This is a genomic window from Nonomuraea sp. B1E8, from assembly GCF_039871515.1.
Lineage (GTDB): Bacteria > Actinomycetota > Actinomycetes > Streptosporangiales > Streptosporangiaceae > Nonomuraea.
Genome location: NZ_JBDPLS010000007.1, coordinates 232,981 through 250,408 on the forward strand (window position 1 = coordinate 232,981; position 17,428 = coordinate 250,408).

Consider the following 17,428-nt stretch of genomic DNA (forward strand, 5'->3'; position numbering starts at 1 on the left):
ATTTGGAAGGCGTTCACGTGCACGTGATAGGAGTAGCGGCAATCCCGCCAGTGGGCCGGAGTCACGTTCGCGTACGCCTGGCGCACATCGTCCTTGATCTCAGGCGTTGCGGATCTGAGTCACCATGGCAATAATCGAGGAGCCTTCTCGCTCGGCCGTTATGGGGTGGTAACCCTGGTTTGGACCGATCTCGTAAGCCCTGACTACGCACCTTGGCGATTCATGCTTACGGTGGACGACGTCAACTATAACTCCCATGAAATCGTTTCTCTTTCAGCCGAGAGAAAGGCCTCATCGGTAATAAACCTCTCGTCTGGCATCAACTCCTGCCGTCCGCCTGGGCAGCTTGTTTCCTTCGTCGTGCATGCGGCGGGTCACCCGTTGTTCTGGGATGACTACGACGGCCCCCGAGGACATGTGGTCGGCCGGGCCGCCGTTGCCGCCTGCGAGTCGCTGCGAGGCGACCGGCGACTCCCACTGGGGATCGACAATGTGATCGTCACCGCCGGTGCCAGTGCTGCGCTGACCATAGTCGCCCACGGACTGCGTCGCGTGATGGCCGTGGAAGGTACCTCCGAAACGCCGGAGGCCATCATCCCGGTTCCCACATTCTCCATGGCCGGCGGGTGCCTGACCCAGGCCGGATTCGAGATCATTGAACTGGCGTCGGCCGAAGCCGACCGATGGCTGCCCTCCGTCGATGAAGTCATCGCGGCCCTGACGCCGGCCACCCGCGTGCTGTACATCAACACCTTCAACAATCCAAGCGGTGAGCTCTACGATGCGACAGAGTTGCGCCAGTTGGTGATCTGCGCCAGGGACCGGGGCATCATCATTCTGCACGATACTGTTTCGTCGGACATCTCCTGCGCGGACCCCATCCCTCATCTGCTGTCGATCGCCGACGCCGAACACTATCTGGACGGGGTGGTAACGGTCGGCAGCATGTCAAAGGCGCGTGCCATTCCCGGTTTCCGCGTCGGCTGGCTGATCGCGAGTACCGGTCTGGTGCGCCAATTCGCCCGGCTCAACGACCTTGTCGCGCCATCGTCGCCCGCGATCGCCTCCCCGGCGTTACTGGTGGACCGGATTGCCACCTGCTCCCAGTCGGACATGGCTGATGACGGGAGGTCGCCTGAGGGCCAGCCACGGGAGGCCGGTTCTGCAGATGGCGACGCGGCCGGCTTGATTCGCCAGATGATCGAGCCCCACTACGGGGCGTTCCCAGGGCTGGAAGCCTTCGTAAACGATTCGATGGCAAGCATGGCGACGAGCCGAATCCTTGGTTCCTTGTTGCTCTGGAGACGCTCCCTGCGGGAAACCCTCGCCGCTAACGTCGCCCTGCTGGCGGCGGAGTTCTCAGACCTGGCCTGCCAGGTGCCTCAATGGCGCGGCGACTTCAATACCTTTGTGCGGTTGCCGGCACTACACGGATTCGACTATCTCGCGACGACCTATCAGCTCTTTCGCGACTACGGGCTGCAGACGCTGCCTGCTCCGGCGTTCGGCCGCGATGCCGCATGGTGGACGAAGCGAGGCTACTTCACTCGGCTGTCATTCGCCCTGCCAGAAGAAGAATGGGCGGAAGGACTGCAACGCCTGCGTCATGCCTGCGATGCATGGCAGGGCAACCGAATGTAGTGGGATCTGGGACGCGCCCGGTGTCGCCAGGTGAAGAGGATGACGACGGCCGCGGCCGGCTGGTGCCGTGCCGGCCGCGCCGGGCTTGCGGGTGACGGGGGATGCCTTCAGGTCGGGCGAGCCCTCAGTCTTTCATGTCATCCAGCAGCGCCCGCTCGTCCCCGGCCGAGTAAACCTGCTGATTCCTCAGGATGTGGCTCCCGACGTGCAGCGGAGGCAGGACCTCGCTGGTCCGGGCGACGCAGCTCGGAGCCGGTGTCACGATCGTGTCCCATGCGGGGTAGTGGAAGAAGACGATCGACTGGCGTCGCGGGGTTGGCGTGCCCAGTCCGGGAGGGTTCACCACGCGATGGTGATTGGCATGGATTACCCTATTTGTCCATCTCGCCAGCACGTCCCCCGCCTGAATGAACACGGCGCCCGGCGGTATACGGACAGGCCTCCAGTCGTCTTCGGGTGTATGCGGACGCCGGATCTCCAGTCCGCCAGGGTCATTCCTGGACATGAGCAGCGTGATGCCGCCCTCGTCCGTGTGAGGGCTCAGGCGCACCTGGCCGGGCAGGGGCGCTTCGTGTCTCGACGGGTAGTTGTTCACCGCCATGTCGCAGAACGGCCGCTCCGTCCAGGCCGGGACGTCTGTCGGAGGAAGGTCCAGTGAGGTCGCGACCATGTCGATCACCCTGCTGGACAGGTCACGGAACGCCTGGAAGGCGGCCACCCACACCGGCCGCATCCGCTCTGGCCGCTCTGGCCACAGGTCGAAGGACTCGAGGTCCTGGACCTGGAACCACTCGACCAGGTCGGGGGCCTGGCCAGGTTCGACGAACTCGCGGTCGCCGCGGTATACCGGTGCCCATCCCTGCCACATGCCGTTTGCTCGCGTATGAACCTTGTCCTTCTCGTGCTCGGGCAGGTCGAAGAACTGGGCTGAGACGTCGGCCAGCTCCTGCTGGAGCTCGTCCGAGACCCCGTGACCGCTGATCAACACGCATGACCAGTCGGCAAGGGTCTGGGTCAGCTCGTCGGGATTCGTCACGGTCAGGTCGAGTACGGGGACAGTGGTGTCCATCGTGCGTGTCCTTTCCTTGAGAAGGTCGGCCTGAGCAGTGTGTGGGTTTCCTCATCAGGCGACCGTGATCCGCGCCTCGGCGGCCGATGCCGGTCATGGCCATGGGCGGCATCTTGGCGACAAACCCGGCAAGGGCAGGGAACGCTGCTCGCGATTCATCCCGTTGCAGAACGGCACACCAACAATGACCTGGCCGATGTCTCCGTATTCAGCAAGTGTCACCCCGCAGGCCTCTCCCAGGTGTGCGAACCGGGAGTGAATGAGCTGAGGCGAGGCGCTGACCGCCGGTGGCGCCGCAGACGCCGCGTCCGCGGTGCCGGGCTCTCGCCGCGGATCCTCCAGCCTGAGGGCACCGACCGCACCTCCCGTGTCTCGTCGGCTCCGCGTGGGGCTCGGCGACGAGTGCGTTAACCGATGGCTCGTCGGCATTGTATAGCGATGCAGCGAGTCCTTCCAGGATATGAACGGATTCGTGGTCATGGAAAATGAACAAGCCTTCGAAGCCGACAATGACGTGATCTCAGCCAATCGCCGGTAGGTAGTTGTGCTCGAAATGGGTGAGGACAAGCGCGGCGCGGGCGATGTGGCCGATTCTGCTGGGGCAGGCGGTGCTGTGCTGGAAGATCCGCCAGCGGCCTTTGAGCAGGGCGATTCCGCGTTCGCCGAGGCAGCATAGGGCTCGTAGGAGCCGGTTGTAGGTGCGGTTGTCCGGGCCGAGGACCTGGTTTTCCTCGGGTTACCTGATGGGGGTGTGAATGCCGATTCCGGCGCCGTCGTAGCCGCTGTCGGCTCGACCTGGGCGATCCACAACGGCAGGTCGTCGGGCGCTGACAGCGCCTGGAGGTTGGCGGCTTGCCGGTGGGCTTTGCCGGAGTACCAGGCGTCGATGGGTTCGCCCTTGACGCTGATGGCCTGCTCGGCGCAGCGATCGATGGGAATCAGGGTGCCGTCCAGGATCACATAGGCCAGCCCGTCTGCCCGAGCACGGTCTAGCGTCTCGTGCAGATCAGGGGCTTGAGCTGCGAAGATGTTGATCCCTTCGGCGATGTAGCGGTAGGCCGTGGCGCGGGAGACGCGGTGGTCGCGGCCGAGTTTGGGGATGTCGTGCTCGCCGCGGAAGCAGCGCAGGATCAGCACTGCCTGCCAGAACGGGGCAGGGCGCGACTGTCCTTTGGGGGTGCCGAGGCGGCGTCGTTCGTCTCGGAGTGACCGGGCAACGTGGTGAATCAGTGCGCGGGAGACGTCGAGCGTGGCACGATGAGCAATCACGTGGAGCCTATCGGCGGTTGTGCTTTCTTTGTGGTGAGAACTCATCTACCGGAGGCTCCACGTCCATCTCCGGCCTTCGACAACTCCCCCCGAAAGGCCCGAAACGCCACCACCAGCGCCGGGAACATCCCTCATCGTCCGAATTATTTGCCTGAGATCACCTCAATGCATCTGTTATGGTGACCCCTAGATGGCCGTCTTCCACAGGCAGCAAATCATGATGGGGGCTGGGCTGCGAAGATGCGACAAGGGACGGCGCCTGTTCTGCAAGTCAGCAATCTATCGACACACATTCACCTGACCAGGTCGGTCGTGCGCGCGGTCGAGAATGTGAATCTGAGCATCGCACCCGGCGAGACGCTGGGGCTGGTGGGTGAGTCGGCATGCGGCAAGTCGATGACGGCCCTGTCCATCATCGGGCTGCTGCCGCCGGGCGGAGCGATCGTCGGTGGCTCGATCAAGCTGGACGGCAGGGAACTGGTCGGCCTGGCCGACCATGAGCTGCGCAGGATTCGCGGCAACGAGATCGGAATGATCTTTCAGGACCCGCTCACGTCACTCGACCCGACGAAGACGATCGGCTATCAGGTGGCGGAGCCGGTGCGGCTGCACAAGGGTGTGAGCCGTGCGGCTGCCATGGCCCGGGCCACCGAGGTGCTCGGCCTGGTCGGCCTGCCCCGGCCGGCCGAGCGGCTGGGGGACTACCCGCACCAGCTTTCCGGCGGCATGCGGCAGCGCGTGATGATCGCGATGGCGCTGAGTTGTGAGCCCAGGCTTCTGATCGCCGACGAACCCACGACCGCGCTTGACGTCACCATTCAGGCGCAGATCCTTGACCTGCTGCATGATCTCAAAGACCGCCTGGGCATGGCGATGTTGCTGATCACGCATGACATGGGGGTGATCGCTGGGCATGCCGACCGGGTCCAGGTGATGTACGCGGGGCGGATGGTGGAGATCGCCGAGACGCCGGAGCTGTTCGCCGAAATGCGGCACCCCTACACCCAGGCGCTGCTTGCATCCATCCCGCGGCTGAGCCAGGACAACGGCGAGCGGCTGCATACGATCGGTGGGCTGCCACCGGACCTGTCCCGACCGCCGGTAGGTTGCCGGTTCGCTCCGCGTTGCGACCGGGCCGTCGGAGAGTGCGAGGATCAGGAGCCGCCACTGACGAGGGAGACCGACGGACACCTGTTCTCGTGCTGGCGCCCGATCGAAGGGCCCGCCGATACCGCGACGGGGCTCGGTGTCATGCCCCGCCTGCATGCGGTCGCCCGCCAGTCCGGGTCCGACGGCGAGACCTCGGCGCCGTCCAACCCGCCTCTGCTGGAGGTACGGGACCTGGTCAAGACGTTCCCGGTCGCCGGGGGAGCGATCCCGCAGCGCAAGGCCGCGTTCGTGCACGCCGTCTCCAGTGTCTCCTTCACGGTGGCCGCGGGGGAGACGTTCGGCCTGGTCGGCGAGTCGGGCTGCGGCAAGACCACGATCGGGCGCCTGATCGCGGCGATGGAGCGCCCGAACACCGGGTCGGTGCTGGTGGACGGCCAGGACTTGACCGCGCTCAGCGGTCGTGCGCTGCGCAGGCGGCGGCATGACCTACAGATGGTGTTCCAGGACCCCTACTCCTCGCTCGACCCGACCATGCGGGTCGGCTCGCTCATCCGCGAGCCGCTGAGCATCCAGAACATCGGGACCCGTCGGCAACAGCAGCAGCGCGTCTTCGAACTGCTCGACGAGGTGGGCCTGCCGCGAAGCGCCGTGGAGCGCTACCCGCACGAGTTCTCCGGTGGACAGCGCCAGAGAATCGGGCTGGCCAGAGCACTCACCCTCAGCCCCAAGGTCATCGTCGCCGACGAGCCAGTCAGCGCGCTGGACGTATCCATCCGGGCTCAGGTACTCAATCTGATGAAACGGCTCCAGGCAGACCACGGTCTCACCTACATCGTCATCTCCCATGACCTCGCGGTGGTCCGGTACATGGCCGACCGGATCGGTGTTGTCTACCTGGGCAAGCTGCTCGAGATCGGCCCGCCACAGGACATCTACCAGCGCCCGGCGCACCCCTACACAGCCAGTCTCATCGAGGCCATCCCGGTTCCCGATCCGGCGCAGGCGCGGGCGCGGAAGGACTCGGGAATCAAGGGCGAACTGCCCAGCACGATCAACCCGCCGTCAGGCTGCCGGTTCCGGACCCGTTGCCCGTTCGCCCAGGAGTTGTGTGCCGAGCAGGAGCCGCAGTTGCGCTCGTTCGGTCCCGGCCACATCGCCGCCTGTCATTTCCCGCTGTCCGGCGAGCCGGTCGCCGGCTGAGCCGGGGTGCGCGTCCGCCGGCTTCTCGTACGGCCGAGATAGATGGTAGCCCCGGCTACGCACCTTGACGATTCATGCTTACAGTGGACGACGCCAACGGCGACTACCAGGGAAATCGTCTCACTTTCGGCCGAGAGAAATGCCCCGACCGTAATGAACCTCTTGCCCGGTATTAACTCTTGCTATGCGCCTGTCCGAGGGCAAACTGCCGCGCAGGTTGTACTGCCGGGTCGCGGACTCGATTGTGCAGGGGCAGGGCCGGGCACGGGATGCGGGTTGCCGGCAGTCGGCACGTCGCGGTGGGTGAGGCGGCGTCGCAGGACGGTCGTTCCGTTCAGTAGGGCGAGCAGCCCGATGAAAGGACCGTTTCCCGGTGAGGCCCGTGCGTGCAACGGCGCCGACTCGCGCTGTTCCTGACCGGGTGACCAAGAATGCGAGGGTGACTCGTGGCGCAAACATCCGCCCGCCTTACCAGGTTCCTGGTGGGGAAGGCCGGCACATCAGCCAAGGGTTCGCTGGACGTTGCCCGATCCTCCTGCGCAGAGATCTGCGCCGATGCGGGGTGACAAATCTATTCGCCGGAGAAAGGATGATCGAGACGGTTATGTGCGTGGTACTATCCGATTCGTGACGGCGATGGGTGACCTTGACCGAAAGCGGATTCTAGCCCTACACGCACGCGAGTTGGCGCGGTTCCGAGAGGAACGGCCCAGGTCGGTGGCCATGATCGACCGCGCGCGGAAATACATGCCGGGCGGGGTGCCGATGGTCTGGATGGACTTCGACAACGATCTGCCGATCTATGTCGAGCATGGCCAGGGCGCGAGTTTCACCGACCTAGACGGATTCACCTACACGGATTTCAATGTCTCGGGTATGGCGATGTTCTGCGGGCACGCGAATCCGCAGATCGTGGCTGCGGTCCAGGCGCAGGCTGCCCGGTCCACCCAATTCCTGCTGCCGACTCAGAACACGGTCGAGGTGGCTGAGGAACTGGCCCGCCGCTATTCCCTGCCGCAGTGGCAGTTCACGCTGTCGGCGACGCAGGCCAACACTGAAGCCATCAGGCTGGCCCGGGCTGCTACCGGACGCGACGTGATCGTGTTGTTCCAGGGCCACTACCACGGCACCTTCGATGAGGGCCGGGTGGATCTGGAGGACGGCCAGGTCACCGCGGTGCAGCGCGGCTTGGCCAAAGGTGTCACTGGCCGCGTGCGGATCGCTCAGTTCAACGACGCCGCCACGCTGCGTCAGGCGCTCGAGCCCGGCGACGTCGCCCTGGTGCTGACCGAGCCGACCATGACCAACGCCCCCCTGCTGCTGCCCGAGCCCGGCTGGCACGAGGAACTTCGCAGCCTGACCCGCCAGTACGGCACCTTGCTGGCCTTCGACGAAACGCACACCAATGTCATCGGGCCCGGCGGGGCGACCGCGCTGTGGGGGCTGGAGCCCGACATGGTCACGCTCGGCAAGGCGGTGGCCGGCGGCCTGCCGATGGGCGCCTACGGGGTCGTCGCCGAGCTGGGCGAGCAGCTGGACGGGGCGCGTAACGTCGCGACCGGTGGCACGCTGTCCGGAAACCCGCTGTCGTCGGCTGCGGCGAAGGCGGCGCTGACCGAGGTGCTGACCCCCGAAGCATATGCGCACACCGCCGCCCTGGGCGGTGAACTCGCCGACGGGATCGAGCAGGCCATCCGGTCGGCGGGCCTGCCCTGGACGGCGATCCGGTTCGGCCCCCGGTCCGGGCAGTGGTTCGGGCCGATGCCCCGCACCGGAGCCGAGGCGTACGCGCTGACCGACGGCGAGCTGACCCGCCTCATGCGAATCTGGCTGGCCAACCGGGGCGTATGGGAAGCGCTGCCGGACGCGGGGCCTGCCGTCTGTGTTCCCTCTACCAGCGCGGATGTGGCGCGGTATGTGGAGGCCTATGGTGAGCTACTGACCCAGCTCAGATGATCGGCCGGGCCGGAGCCGTCCGGGACCATGACAGCTGTGGGAGCACGACTTCGCGCAACGAACGGTGCGGAGGTTGCAGAGCAGGCATATCTTCTGGTCGGCGCGGATGGTGTGTGGTCATAGACCGCGAAGCTGACCGGTGCCCCTGCCGTGATCCGGGATTCAGCATGAGGGAGCAGTCGGGCAGTTGGACTGCCACAGTTCTCTATTTGAGTAACTGGTCCTGCCGGGCAGGCAATCAAACTACCTGGAACGGGTGATCAGCAGAACCTCTTCCGGAAGCCGTATGGGCCGGGCACTTGATGATGGAAATCTTCGAGAGCGGTATTATGACTGGCTACCAGATGTGACTGAGTGCGACCCGCGCTTCCCTGGTGTCGCTAGGTTTCGATAGGGGCCGTGGGTGGCAGGTCATTCGACGGACAGACTCTATTGTCTCTTTGGCTCTTCGCAAGAAGATTTTCTTTGGAGATCGCAGGCGCAGTAGATTTCCGGATACCTTTGAGAAAGGGCGCGGACAGGTGAAGTTATCGCGGACCGGCGAGAAGATGTCTGGCATGTCAGGTCTGCGCTCCATTATGGAGGATGTTGCGACGTCGACCGCCTCGGGTTCCTCCAACTGGTTGAACTTGAGCATCGGTAACCCTGCCCCGATCAAGGAGGTCATAGACGCCTGGAGAGATCTTACTGTGACGATCACCGCAGAGGACTTTGCCGCGACGAGCTGCCGGTACGGACCTTCGCGAGGTACGCCGACCCTGGTGAAGGCGATCGTCGACTACTTCAACGCTCGCTACGGCTGGGGTATCACGTCGGACAACGTCGTGGTGGGCCCAGGCAGCCAGATGCTTCTCTTCATCGCCGCCGCCATGTTCGCAGGTCCAGCGGCGGAGGGCTCGCTCCAACGTGTAGTTCTGCCCATGACCCCGGACTATGCCGGGTATCTAGGGCTGTCAATGGACCGCGATGGTATCGCCGGCATAGCTCCCAAAATTGAGCTTTTCGGCGACCGATCCTTTCGTTATGCATTCGACTTCGACGCACTGGATCGTTGCTCGGAGATCGGCATGCTTCTCCTGTCCAGCCCGAGCAACCCGACTGGCCGCAGTATTGATGGCGATGAGCTGACCCGGCTGATCGGCGTGGCGCGCCGGCGCGACGTACCGCTGGTTGTGGACCATGCCTACGGCACCCCATTCCCTCGCATCGCCACTTCTCAAGTAACGCCGCGGTGGGATGAACACCTGATCAATTGCTTCACGTTGTCCAAGGCGGGTCTGCCGGCCGAACGTATCGGGTTTGCGATCGGGCCACGTAGATATATTTATTCGATGGTCTCTTTCATGGCTAATTCCGTCTTGCATGCTCCACAGCTCATGCAAATGGTGGGAGCCAGGGCGCTCACCACCGGGCTGTTGGATCGACTCGCTTCATCGGTGATCTCCCCGTTCTATCGAGCTCGTCGCCTCTTTGCCGAGCGCCTGCTCGCTGATCTCCTGCCCGAATCGGTCAACTGGCGACTACACGCAAGTGAAGGCGGGATGTTCTGCTGGCTGTGGGTCGATCATGACTGGTTTGACGACATGGCTCTGTATCGTCTGATGAAAAGCAAGGAGGTATTTGTCGTTCCCGGTCGTCACTTCTTCGTGAATCCACTGTCCATGAAGTCTGCGTACGCCACTCGGTGTTTCCGGATCAGCCTCAGTGCCGAGGAGCGCGTGATTAGCGAAGGCCTGGCGAGGATCGCGGAGGGCCTCATGGAACTGCGTCGCAGTTGAGTTCAGGATCTCGTGGCCTCAGGCAACTTCGCGTTGCGGGACGTGCTGGCCGGTGTTCGTGCCGGAAGGCAAGATGCGAGACCGCGCATGATCGCATCGCCGCTCCTGAATGGTGAGGAGCGCAGGAACGTACGTACTGTGCACCTGCCGATAATGTCATCCGGCCAGGTCATGGCCCTGCTGGGGGAGCGCCTGACGCGTAGGATCTCCAGCCGCTCGGAGTGCGGCATGATGATCGTTCGTGCTCTTTCGTCTGGCCTATCTCGCCGTCACGAATACCTTCGCCGCGCTGCGGTCGCTGCCGATGGGCGATCGAGAGAAGGACGCCGAGATCCTCGTCCTCCGCCACCGGATCACCGTTCTCGAACGCCAACTCGGTGCCGATACCAGGGTGAGATTCGCTCCTGCGGACCGTGCCTTCCTCGCCGCACTGCTGACATCACTGCCCCGCGAGGTCCTGCACCGGCTGCGGCTTATCGTCCGCCCAGACACTGTCCTGCGCTGGCACCGCGATCTGATGAGGCGGCGTCATGCCCGCACGTGTCGGCCGAAGCGGCCGGGGCGCCCGCCCACGGTCCGTTCCATCCGAGCTCTGATCCTGTGCCTGGCCCGGGCGAACCCGTCCTGGGTATATCGTCGCGTGCACGGCGAACTCGCCATGCTCGGTATCACGGTCGCTCCCTCCACCGTGTGGGAGATCCTCAAGCAGGAAGGCGTTGATCCGGCCCCCGAACGGGCGTCCACCACCTGGGCAGATTTCCTGCGTTCGCAAGCCGACGCGCTACTGGCCTGCGACTTCATCGAGACCGTCACCCTCACCGGGCGGCGCCAGTACATGCTGGCCGTCATCGAGCACGCCAGCAGGCACGTCCGGGTACTGGGCACCACCGCCCACCCGACCGCGGCCTGGACCATCCAGGCGATGAAGAACCTCGTGATGGACCTGGAAGAGGCCGGCTGCCGGGCCCGCTATCTGATCCGCGACCGAGACGGGAAGTTCCCCGCCCTCATGGACGAGATCCTCACCGAGGCCGGCATCCGGACCGTGCTCACCGGGATCCGGATACCGCGGATGAACGCGGCCATGGAGCGGTGGGTGCAGTCCTGCCGCCGCGAACTGCTCGACCGCTGCCTGGTGTGGAATGAGCGCCACCTGCGTCACGCCCTGCGTGAGTACGAGCGGTTCTACAACCGGCACCGCGCCCATCAAGCCCTGGATCAAGCGGCCCCGCTACGCACCGTCCCGGAGCCGATCACGGATCCGACGACGACTCGCCAGCGACGCTGTGCAGACCTTCTATCTTGGTCTTCTGATGGCCATCACTGGGGTCTGAGTTGACGGTGACCGCCTAAACGATCTACCGCGATACACGGTCCGTACACAAGAGCAACCATCGAGCAACCAGCCATGATCAACAGCGAGCGCAGAGGCCAGCGAAAACCGAGAAACCCCAGGTCGGACGCGGTTTTGGTGAGTAGGGCGGGTGGGACTTGAACCCACGACCCACGGATTATGAGAATCCTTGAGCTGTGTCGCTCTGTGCCGCCGAGTGTTGTTTTGTATCGTCGTGGCCGGGATTCCTCCCGTCGCCGTGTCGGTCGGTGTGGTTGCGTACCATGTCGTAGCGCATACACGCGAGCAACCACAGAGCAACCATGCGTTTTTGACCATCGGTAACATATGCCGTTAAATCCCTTTCCTCGGCGTGGCTGAATAGATCCGGCTTCGACGGGGAGGCTCGAGCTTACGGCTGACCGAACCCCGTACGAGCGGCCATCGAGCAGCCGTTGCTCAGCCGTGGCCGGCCACCTCGTGCTTGCCATAGCCCAGATGCGACGACAGCTCGGCCTCCAGAGCGCGTTCCAGCACTGCGCCTTGACTAGCTCGCCGAGCATCGAGCCCTCACCTGTCAGCCGCGGCCCGCCCGCCCCGTCGCGCGAGCGCTCCAGCAGCAGATCCAGTACCTGATCGCCGATCAGGTCCCGCAGGGGCACCTCGCCGTCACGACGGGGGATTGGTCCCCGCCATGCTCGGCCTGAGCCAGGCCATCTGTGGCACCTTCGACCATGGCGACACCGAACGGCGTTCCCTTGCTGAGGTGCTCGCGGAACGGCTCGGCCGCTCTGACTACGACACCGCCTACCAGAGGGACGCTGCCCTGACACCCCATGAGGCCACCGACCGGCTGACAGCACTGCGCGTTCAGGGGCGTGGGCGGGCATCATGGTGGGCCATCGCGATCTCTCATCAGCCCGTCGGCCGGGTCGTCTACTCCTGGCGACGATCCAACCTACGGCCTTCGCCGGCCCGCTCAGCGCAAGGCCGAGCTTGTGGGGTGCGGAAACTGGTGGAACGGACGCTCTCTGGACCGCAAACGGCTGGTGCCATTTGGCAGCCGACGAGGCCGGCGGGTGTCCGCCAGCCTGTCGGTGCGTTGCTACCAAGCATGCGCTCGTCAGCGGCGAATCGTCCCCGTTGCTCGGTGCTGGGAGCGGTCGATGCGGCCGATGGCCTCGACGGTGCCGACCTCCGGGGACTGCTGGAGCGTGTCGATGCGCGCCGCTAGATCACGGAGGCGGGGGAGCGCGAACAAGTCCGTCAAGGAGATGCCCGCGTTGAGCCGTTCCCGGATCCGGGTGACGACCCGCAACGCCGCCAGTGAATGCCCTCCGACAGCGAAGAACTCCGCGTCCCGGCTTACGTCGGAATGGCCCAGAACCTCGCTCCAGATAGCGGCCAGGGCCTTCTCGGCAGGCGTCGCGGGCTCGCCGCCCTCACTGCCGTCGGCTGCTGTCGGGCGTGGCAGTGCGCTGCGATCGATCTTGCCGTTGGGCGTCAATGGGAACGCCTCCACGCCGTCCATGATCATCCAGACGGACGGCAGCATCGGAACGGGCAGCGTCTCCGTAAGCGCCGTCCGCAGGGCCGCAGGGTTGACAGATGCTCCAGGCCTCGGAATGACGTAGGCCACCAGCCGCCTGCCACCTGCCGGGTCGGCATCCGCGATCGTCAAGGCGTCTGCCACCTGCGGGTAGGCACGGATCGCGTGGTCGACCTCGCCCAGCTCTATCCGGGTCCCGCGGATCTTGACCTGACCGTCCATACGGCCGAGGAATTGCAGGCGGCCGTCGTTCGTCCAGCGCACCAGATCGCCTGTGCGATAGCCGCGCGATCCGTCGGGCGCCGTCATGAATCGTGCTTCGGTCAGTTCAGGGCGGTTGAGGTAGCCGCGGCCCACGCCCGCTCCGAAGATCAACAGCTCTCCTGGGGTGCCCCGGGGGACGAGCCGGCCGCAGGTGTCCACCACGCTCATCCGGGTGTTCGCGATCGGCCGGCCGATGGTCACCGACTGGCCCGGAGCGATCTCGGCGTACGAGACCGAAACCGTCGTCTCCGTGGGACCGTAGCCGTTGAACACCCTGACGTTCAGGGCGAGAAGTGCTTCGGCGAGCGACTGCGGCATCTCCTCGCCACCGCACCAGATCTGCCGCAGGGTCGAGGGCGGCGCCGACGTGTGGGTCGTATAAAGCCGCAGGGCGGCCGGGGTGACGTCGATCACGGTAGCGCCGTGGCGGCGGATCAGCTCGTGCAGGACCGCCGGATCCGCTGTCGCCTCCGGGGCGATGGCCGTCCGCCCTCCCACGGTCAACGGCAGCATGAGCTCGCGCCCCGCCGGGTCGAAGGACAGAGACGTGAGGGCGAGGAAGCAGTCGTCGGCACCGAAGCCGTGGCTTGCGGCGTACGCATCCATATTGTTGAGCAGGGAGGAATGCTCGATCATGGCGCCCTTGGGGCGGCCGGTCGAGCCGGACGTGTAGATGACATAGGCGAGGTCGCCGCCGTCGAGCTGCACGTCGGGCCACTCCTCGTCGGCTGCCTGGGTGCAGCGGTCCGCGTGGATCACGTCCACCTGGTCGCCGGGCTTGATGTGGCCTGCCGCGTCACCTGCCGTCAGCAGATGAGTCATTCCGCTGTCGGCAATCATGAACTCCAGCCGCTGCGCCGGATATCCAGGGTCTAGCGGCACGTACGCGCCGCCTGCTTCCCAGACCGCGAGCAGGCCGGCCAGCATGAGGCGGTTGCGCGGCATGCACACGCCGACCAGCGAGCCCCGGGTCACCCCGCGGTCGCTCAGGACGGCGGCCAGCCTGCGGGAATGGTCGGACAGTTCGGCGTACGTCCAGCTACCCTCCGCATCCTCCACGGCAACGCTGCCCGGATTCCGCTCGGCCACGGTGCGGATCTTCCGGGGCAGTACGGTCGGATCGTGGTGCCGGATCGGTCCGGTGCCCAAGGCGGCCAGCGCGGCGCGCTCGTCGGGACCGATCACGTCGAACTCGGCCACAGGCTGCCGGGGGGCATCGCAGGCCTCCTCCAGCACGCGGCACAGCTGGTCCGCGAACCGCTCCACGGTGGCCGCGTCGAACAGCTCGGTGGCGTACTCCACCTGACCGGCCAGTCCGCTTGTTGTGGGCACGAAGCGTACGGTCAGGTCGAAGTGGGAGGACGTAACCGGTTCCGGCTGCCGCAAAAGCTTGGCACCCGGCAGGTCGAGCGCGACGGCCGGCACGTTCTCCAGCACGAACAGCGCCTGAACCAGCGAGGTCGAGACCGACGAGCGCTCCGGCTTCAGCTCCTCCACCAACTGCCCGAAGGAGACCTCCTGGCGCGCCAGCGCAGCCAGAGAGTCGTCCTTGACCCGCCGCAGCAGCTCTGCGAAGGAGGGGTCGCCAGCGAGGTCGGCACGCAACACCAGCGTGTTCACGAGAAAGCCGAGAAGACCTTCGGACTGCACCGTGGTGCGATTGGCGACCGGCGAGCCGACCAGGAACCGCTCCTGGCCGATCCACCGGTTCAGGACGATGTGGTAGGCCGCGAGCAGGGTCATGAACAGCGTTGCGTCATGCTCACGTCCCAGCCGTTCCACACGGTGCAGGAGGTCAGCGGGTATGTGGAAGGACCAGGCCGCACCCTCGAAGGTGCGCACGGCAGGACGGGGGCGATCAAACGGCAATTGCAGGACGTGCGGGTAGCCGGCGAGGTCGTGGACGTACTCGTCGCGCAGTGCGGTCACCTGCGCTGAGCCGGCGCGCTCGTGCTGCCGGCGAGCGTACGTGCCGTACTGCACCGGCGCCGCCACGGCCGGCTCCGGCGATCCAGCCAGCCGGGCGCGGTAGTGGGTGGCGACCTCTTTGAGGAGCAGGCCCATTGACCAGGCGTCTATGACGAGATGGTGGAGGACGAAGACGAGACGGGTCTCGGGCCCGGCGTTCACCAGGGCCACGCGCAGCAGGGGCGCGCTGGACACGTCGAACGGCCGGGACGCCAGGGCGGAGACGGCTTCCTCGACGGCCGCCGGACCCTCGGCGTCGACCAGCTCCACGTGCGGCCGGAGCTGCTTCTCCACGATCTGGACCGGGTTGCCGTGGACCACGGCGAAGCGGGTGCGAAGGATCTCATGCCGCGCAACGACCTCGCCGAGTGCCCACTCCAGCGCGTTCAGGTCGATCCGGCCCTGGACCCGATACACGTCGCTGACGTTGTGGATGGCCGTGCCGGGCGCCAACTGGCCGGCCAGCCAGAGTTGCTCTTGATTCGGCGAGAGCGGAGCCGGTTCCCAGGTCCCTTCCTCCTCGGCCGGACCACCGGTGTCCGCGGTCGCGACAGCAGAGTCGGCGCCTGTGTCCGCTACCCGGTCCGAGAGCAGAGTGGCGAGCGCGCGGGGCGTTGCGGCGGTGAAGAAGTCGCGGTATCTCAGCTCGGCCCCGTACCGGTCGCGGATGCGCGCGAGCAGCATGGTCAGTTGCAGGGAATGCCCGCCGACCGCGAAGAAGTCCGTGTCGGCGGATACCGGGAGACCTCCCAGCACCTCGGCGAACAGTGCGGTCAGTTCGTCGACGGCGGCTGCTTCGTCCGCCGCCCCTGCCGGAGCTTGGTCGTGCGGCGGCTCCGGCAGCGCCTCCCGGTCGAGCTTGCCGTGGGGCGTCAGCGGCAACTCGTCCAGCGCGACCAGGGTGTCCGGCACCAAGTACGGAGGGAGCGCCGCGGCCAGCGATTCTCGCAGCCCTGGCACGTCGCCCAGCCCCGGCCCGGGGACGACATAGCTGACGAGGCGCAGTTCCCCGTCCGGGCCGGGCCGGGCCACCGTGACCCCGTCGCGTACGCCGGGCAGGACCCGTAGCACCGCGTCAACCTCTGCCGGCTCGGCCCGATAGCCGCGGATCTTGACCTGGTCGTCGACGCGGCCGAGGAAGTCCAGGGTGCCGTCCGGGTTGAGGCGGGCCAGGTCGCCGGTCCGATAGGCACGGCGGGCGAAGGGCGCCGAGACGAACTTCTCCCGCGTCAGCTCGGGTCTGCCCAGATAGCCGCGAGCGACACTGGTGCCCGAGATCCAGATCTCGCCGGCCTGCCCAGGGGCGGCGAGCCGGCCGTTCTCACCCACCAGGTGGATGCTGGTCCCCGCGATCGGCTTGCCGATGGAGGGTGGAAGAGTTTCCCCGTTCGAGTCCGAACCGGCGGGCGCGACGATGCCGGACGTGGCCACGACTGTGCATTCTGTGGGCCCGTAGTTGTTGACCAGGGTGTAGGGAAGGTCCACCGGCCGGGTGCGCAGCCGGTCGCCGCCGGTGAGCAGCAGCCGTAACGGCAGGCGGCCCCGATCCGGGTGCCGGATGGCGTACTCCGCCAGCAAGGTAGGCATGAACGCCACGGTGAGGCGCTCGGTCGCGCACCAGTCAAGCGTCTCGTCGAAGGCCTTCCGCACCTGGTCTGGGGCGACATGCAGGCTTGCCCCGGCCGCGAGTGCCGACCACACCTCCCAGACGGCCGCGTCGAAGCCGGCGGCCGCGAGGTGGGAACAGCGGTCCGTGGGGCCGATCCCGAAACTGTCGCGGTGCCAGCGCACCAGGCCGACCAACTGGCTGTGCTCCACCATCACGCCCTTGGGTGCCCCTGTGGAGCCCGAGGTGTAGATGACGTAGGCAAGGTCGTCGAGCTCTGGCGGTGCGGGCCAGTCGGCGGAACCCGTACTGTCGAGCAGGTCCGTGCGGACGACCTCCGCTCTGCCCGCCGGGATGCGTCGAGCCAGCGCGCTGGTGGTCAGCAGCGCTGTGCAGCCGCTGTCGGTGGCGAGGAATTCGAGGCGCCGTGTCGGATACCCCGGGTCCAGCGGCAGATACGCGGCGCCCGCCGCCCACACGGCAAGCAGTGCGGCGATTCCGTCGCTGCCACGAGGTAGACAGACGCCCACCAGGTCGCCGCGCCGTACGCCGCGCTCGCGCAGCGCCGCCGCCAGGCCACCAGCCCGCGTGACGAGGTCCGCGTATGTCAACTGCCCGTCCTCGGCGCTGATCGCGACCTGGCCAGGCTGCCGGGCGGCCACCCGTCGGACCATCGAAGGTACGG

At 66.1% G+C, this 17,428-nt stretch carries 7 protein-coding genes and 2 pseudogenes; 5 read left to right on the forward strand and 4 right to left on the reverse strand.

Annotated features, from left to right (window positions below; genetic code table 11):
- Positions 1 to 231 precede the first annotated feature (231 nt).
- Positions 232 to 1,641, forward strand: coding sequence for a pyridoxal phosphate-dependent aminotransferase (locus tag ABGA98_RS24215; protein WP_347620676.1), 1,410 nt, complete (start codon positions 232 to 234; stop codon positions 1,639 to 1,641).
- A 124-nt stretch (positions 1,642 to 1,765) separates the two neighbouring features.
- On the opposite strand, the gene ABGA98_RS24220 is transcribed toward ABGA98_RS24215, so the two are convergent.
- Together ABGA98_RS24220 and ABGA98_RS24225 are read right to left on the reverse strand one after the other, a co-directional pair.
- On the reverse strand, positions 1,766 to 2,710 hold the full coding sequence (locus tag ABGA98_RS24220; protein ID WP_347620677.1) for a 2OG-Fe(II) oxygenase family protein: 945 nt from the start codon (positions 2,708 to 2,710) through the stop codon (positions 1,766 to 1,768).
- A 520-nt stretch (positions 2,711 to 3,230) separates the two neighbouring features.
- Positions 3,231 to 3,380: pseudogene (locus tag ABGA98_RS24225) on the reverse strand (IS5/IS1182 family transposase); the annotation flags it as partial.
- Positions 3,381 to 4,219: 839 nt separating this feature from the next.
- Here ABGA98_RS24225 and ABGA98_RS24230 point away from each other — a divergent pair.
- The 4 genes from ABGA98_RS24230 (at position 4,220) to ABGA98_RS24245 (ending at position 11,362) form a co-directional block, all read left to right on the forward strand.
- On the forward strand, positions 4,220 to 6,289 hold the full coding sequence (locus ABGA98_RS24230; protein WP_347620678.1) for an ABC transporter ATP-binding protein: 2,070 nt from the start codon (positions 4,220 to 4,222) through the stop codon (positions 6,287 to 6,289).
- Positions 6,290 to 6,925: 636 nt separating this feature from the next.
- Complete coding sequence (locus ABGA98_RS24235; RefSeq protein ID WP_347620884.1) at positions 6,926 to 8,245, forward strand: transaminase; 1,320 nt, start codon at positions 6,926 to 6,928, stop codon at positions 8,243 to 8,245.
- Positions 8,246 to 8,766: 521 nt separating this feature from the next.
- A complete protein-coding gene (locus tag ABGA98_RS24240; RefSeq protein ID WP_347620885.1) occupies positions 8,767 to 10,023 on the forward strand; it encodes a valine--pyruvate transaminase in 1,257 nt (418 codons plus the stop codon).
- A 241-nt stretch (positions 10,024 to 10,264) separates the two neighbouring features.
- Positions 10,265 to 11,362, forward strand: coding sequence for an integrase core domain-containing protein (locus tag ABGA98_RS24245; RefSeq protein ID WP_347620679.1), 1,098 nt, complete (start codon positions 10,265 to 10,267; stop codon positions 11,360 to 11,362).
- 456 nt (positions 11,363 to 11,818) lie between these two features.
- Here ABGA98_RS24245 and ABGA98_RS24250 read toward each other — a convergent pair.
- Together ABGA98_RS24250 and ABGA98_RS24255 are read right to left on the reverse strand one after the other, a co-directional pair.
- Positions 11,819 to 11,949: pseudogene (locus ABGA98_RS24250) on the reverse strand (IS256 family transposase); the annotation flags it as partial.
- A 530-nt stretch (positions 11,950 to 12,479) separates the two neighbouring features.
- Positions 12,480 to 17,417 carry an amino acid adenylation domain-containing protein gene (locus tag ABGA98_RS24255; protein WP_347620680.1) on the reverse strand — a complete coding sequence of 1,646 codons (4,938 nt, stop codon included), beginning with the start codon at positions 17,415 to 17,417 and terminating at the stop codon, positions 12,480 to 12,482.
- Positions 17,418 to 17,428 lie beyond the last annotated feature (11 nt).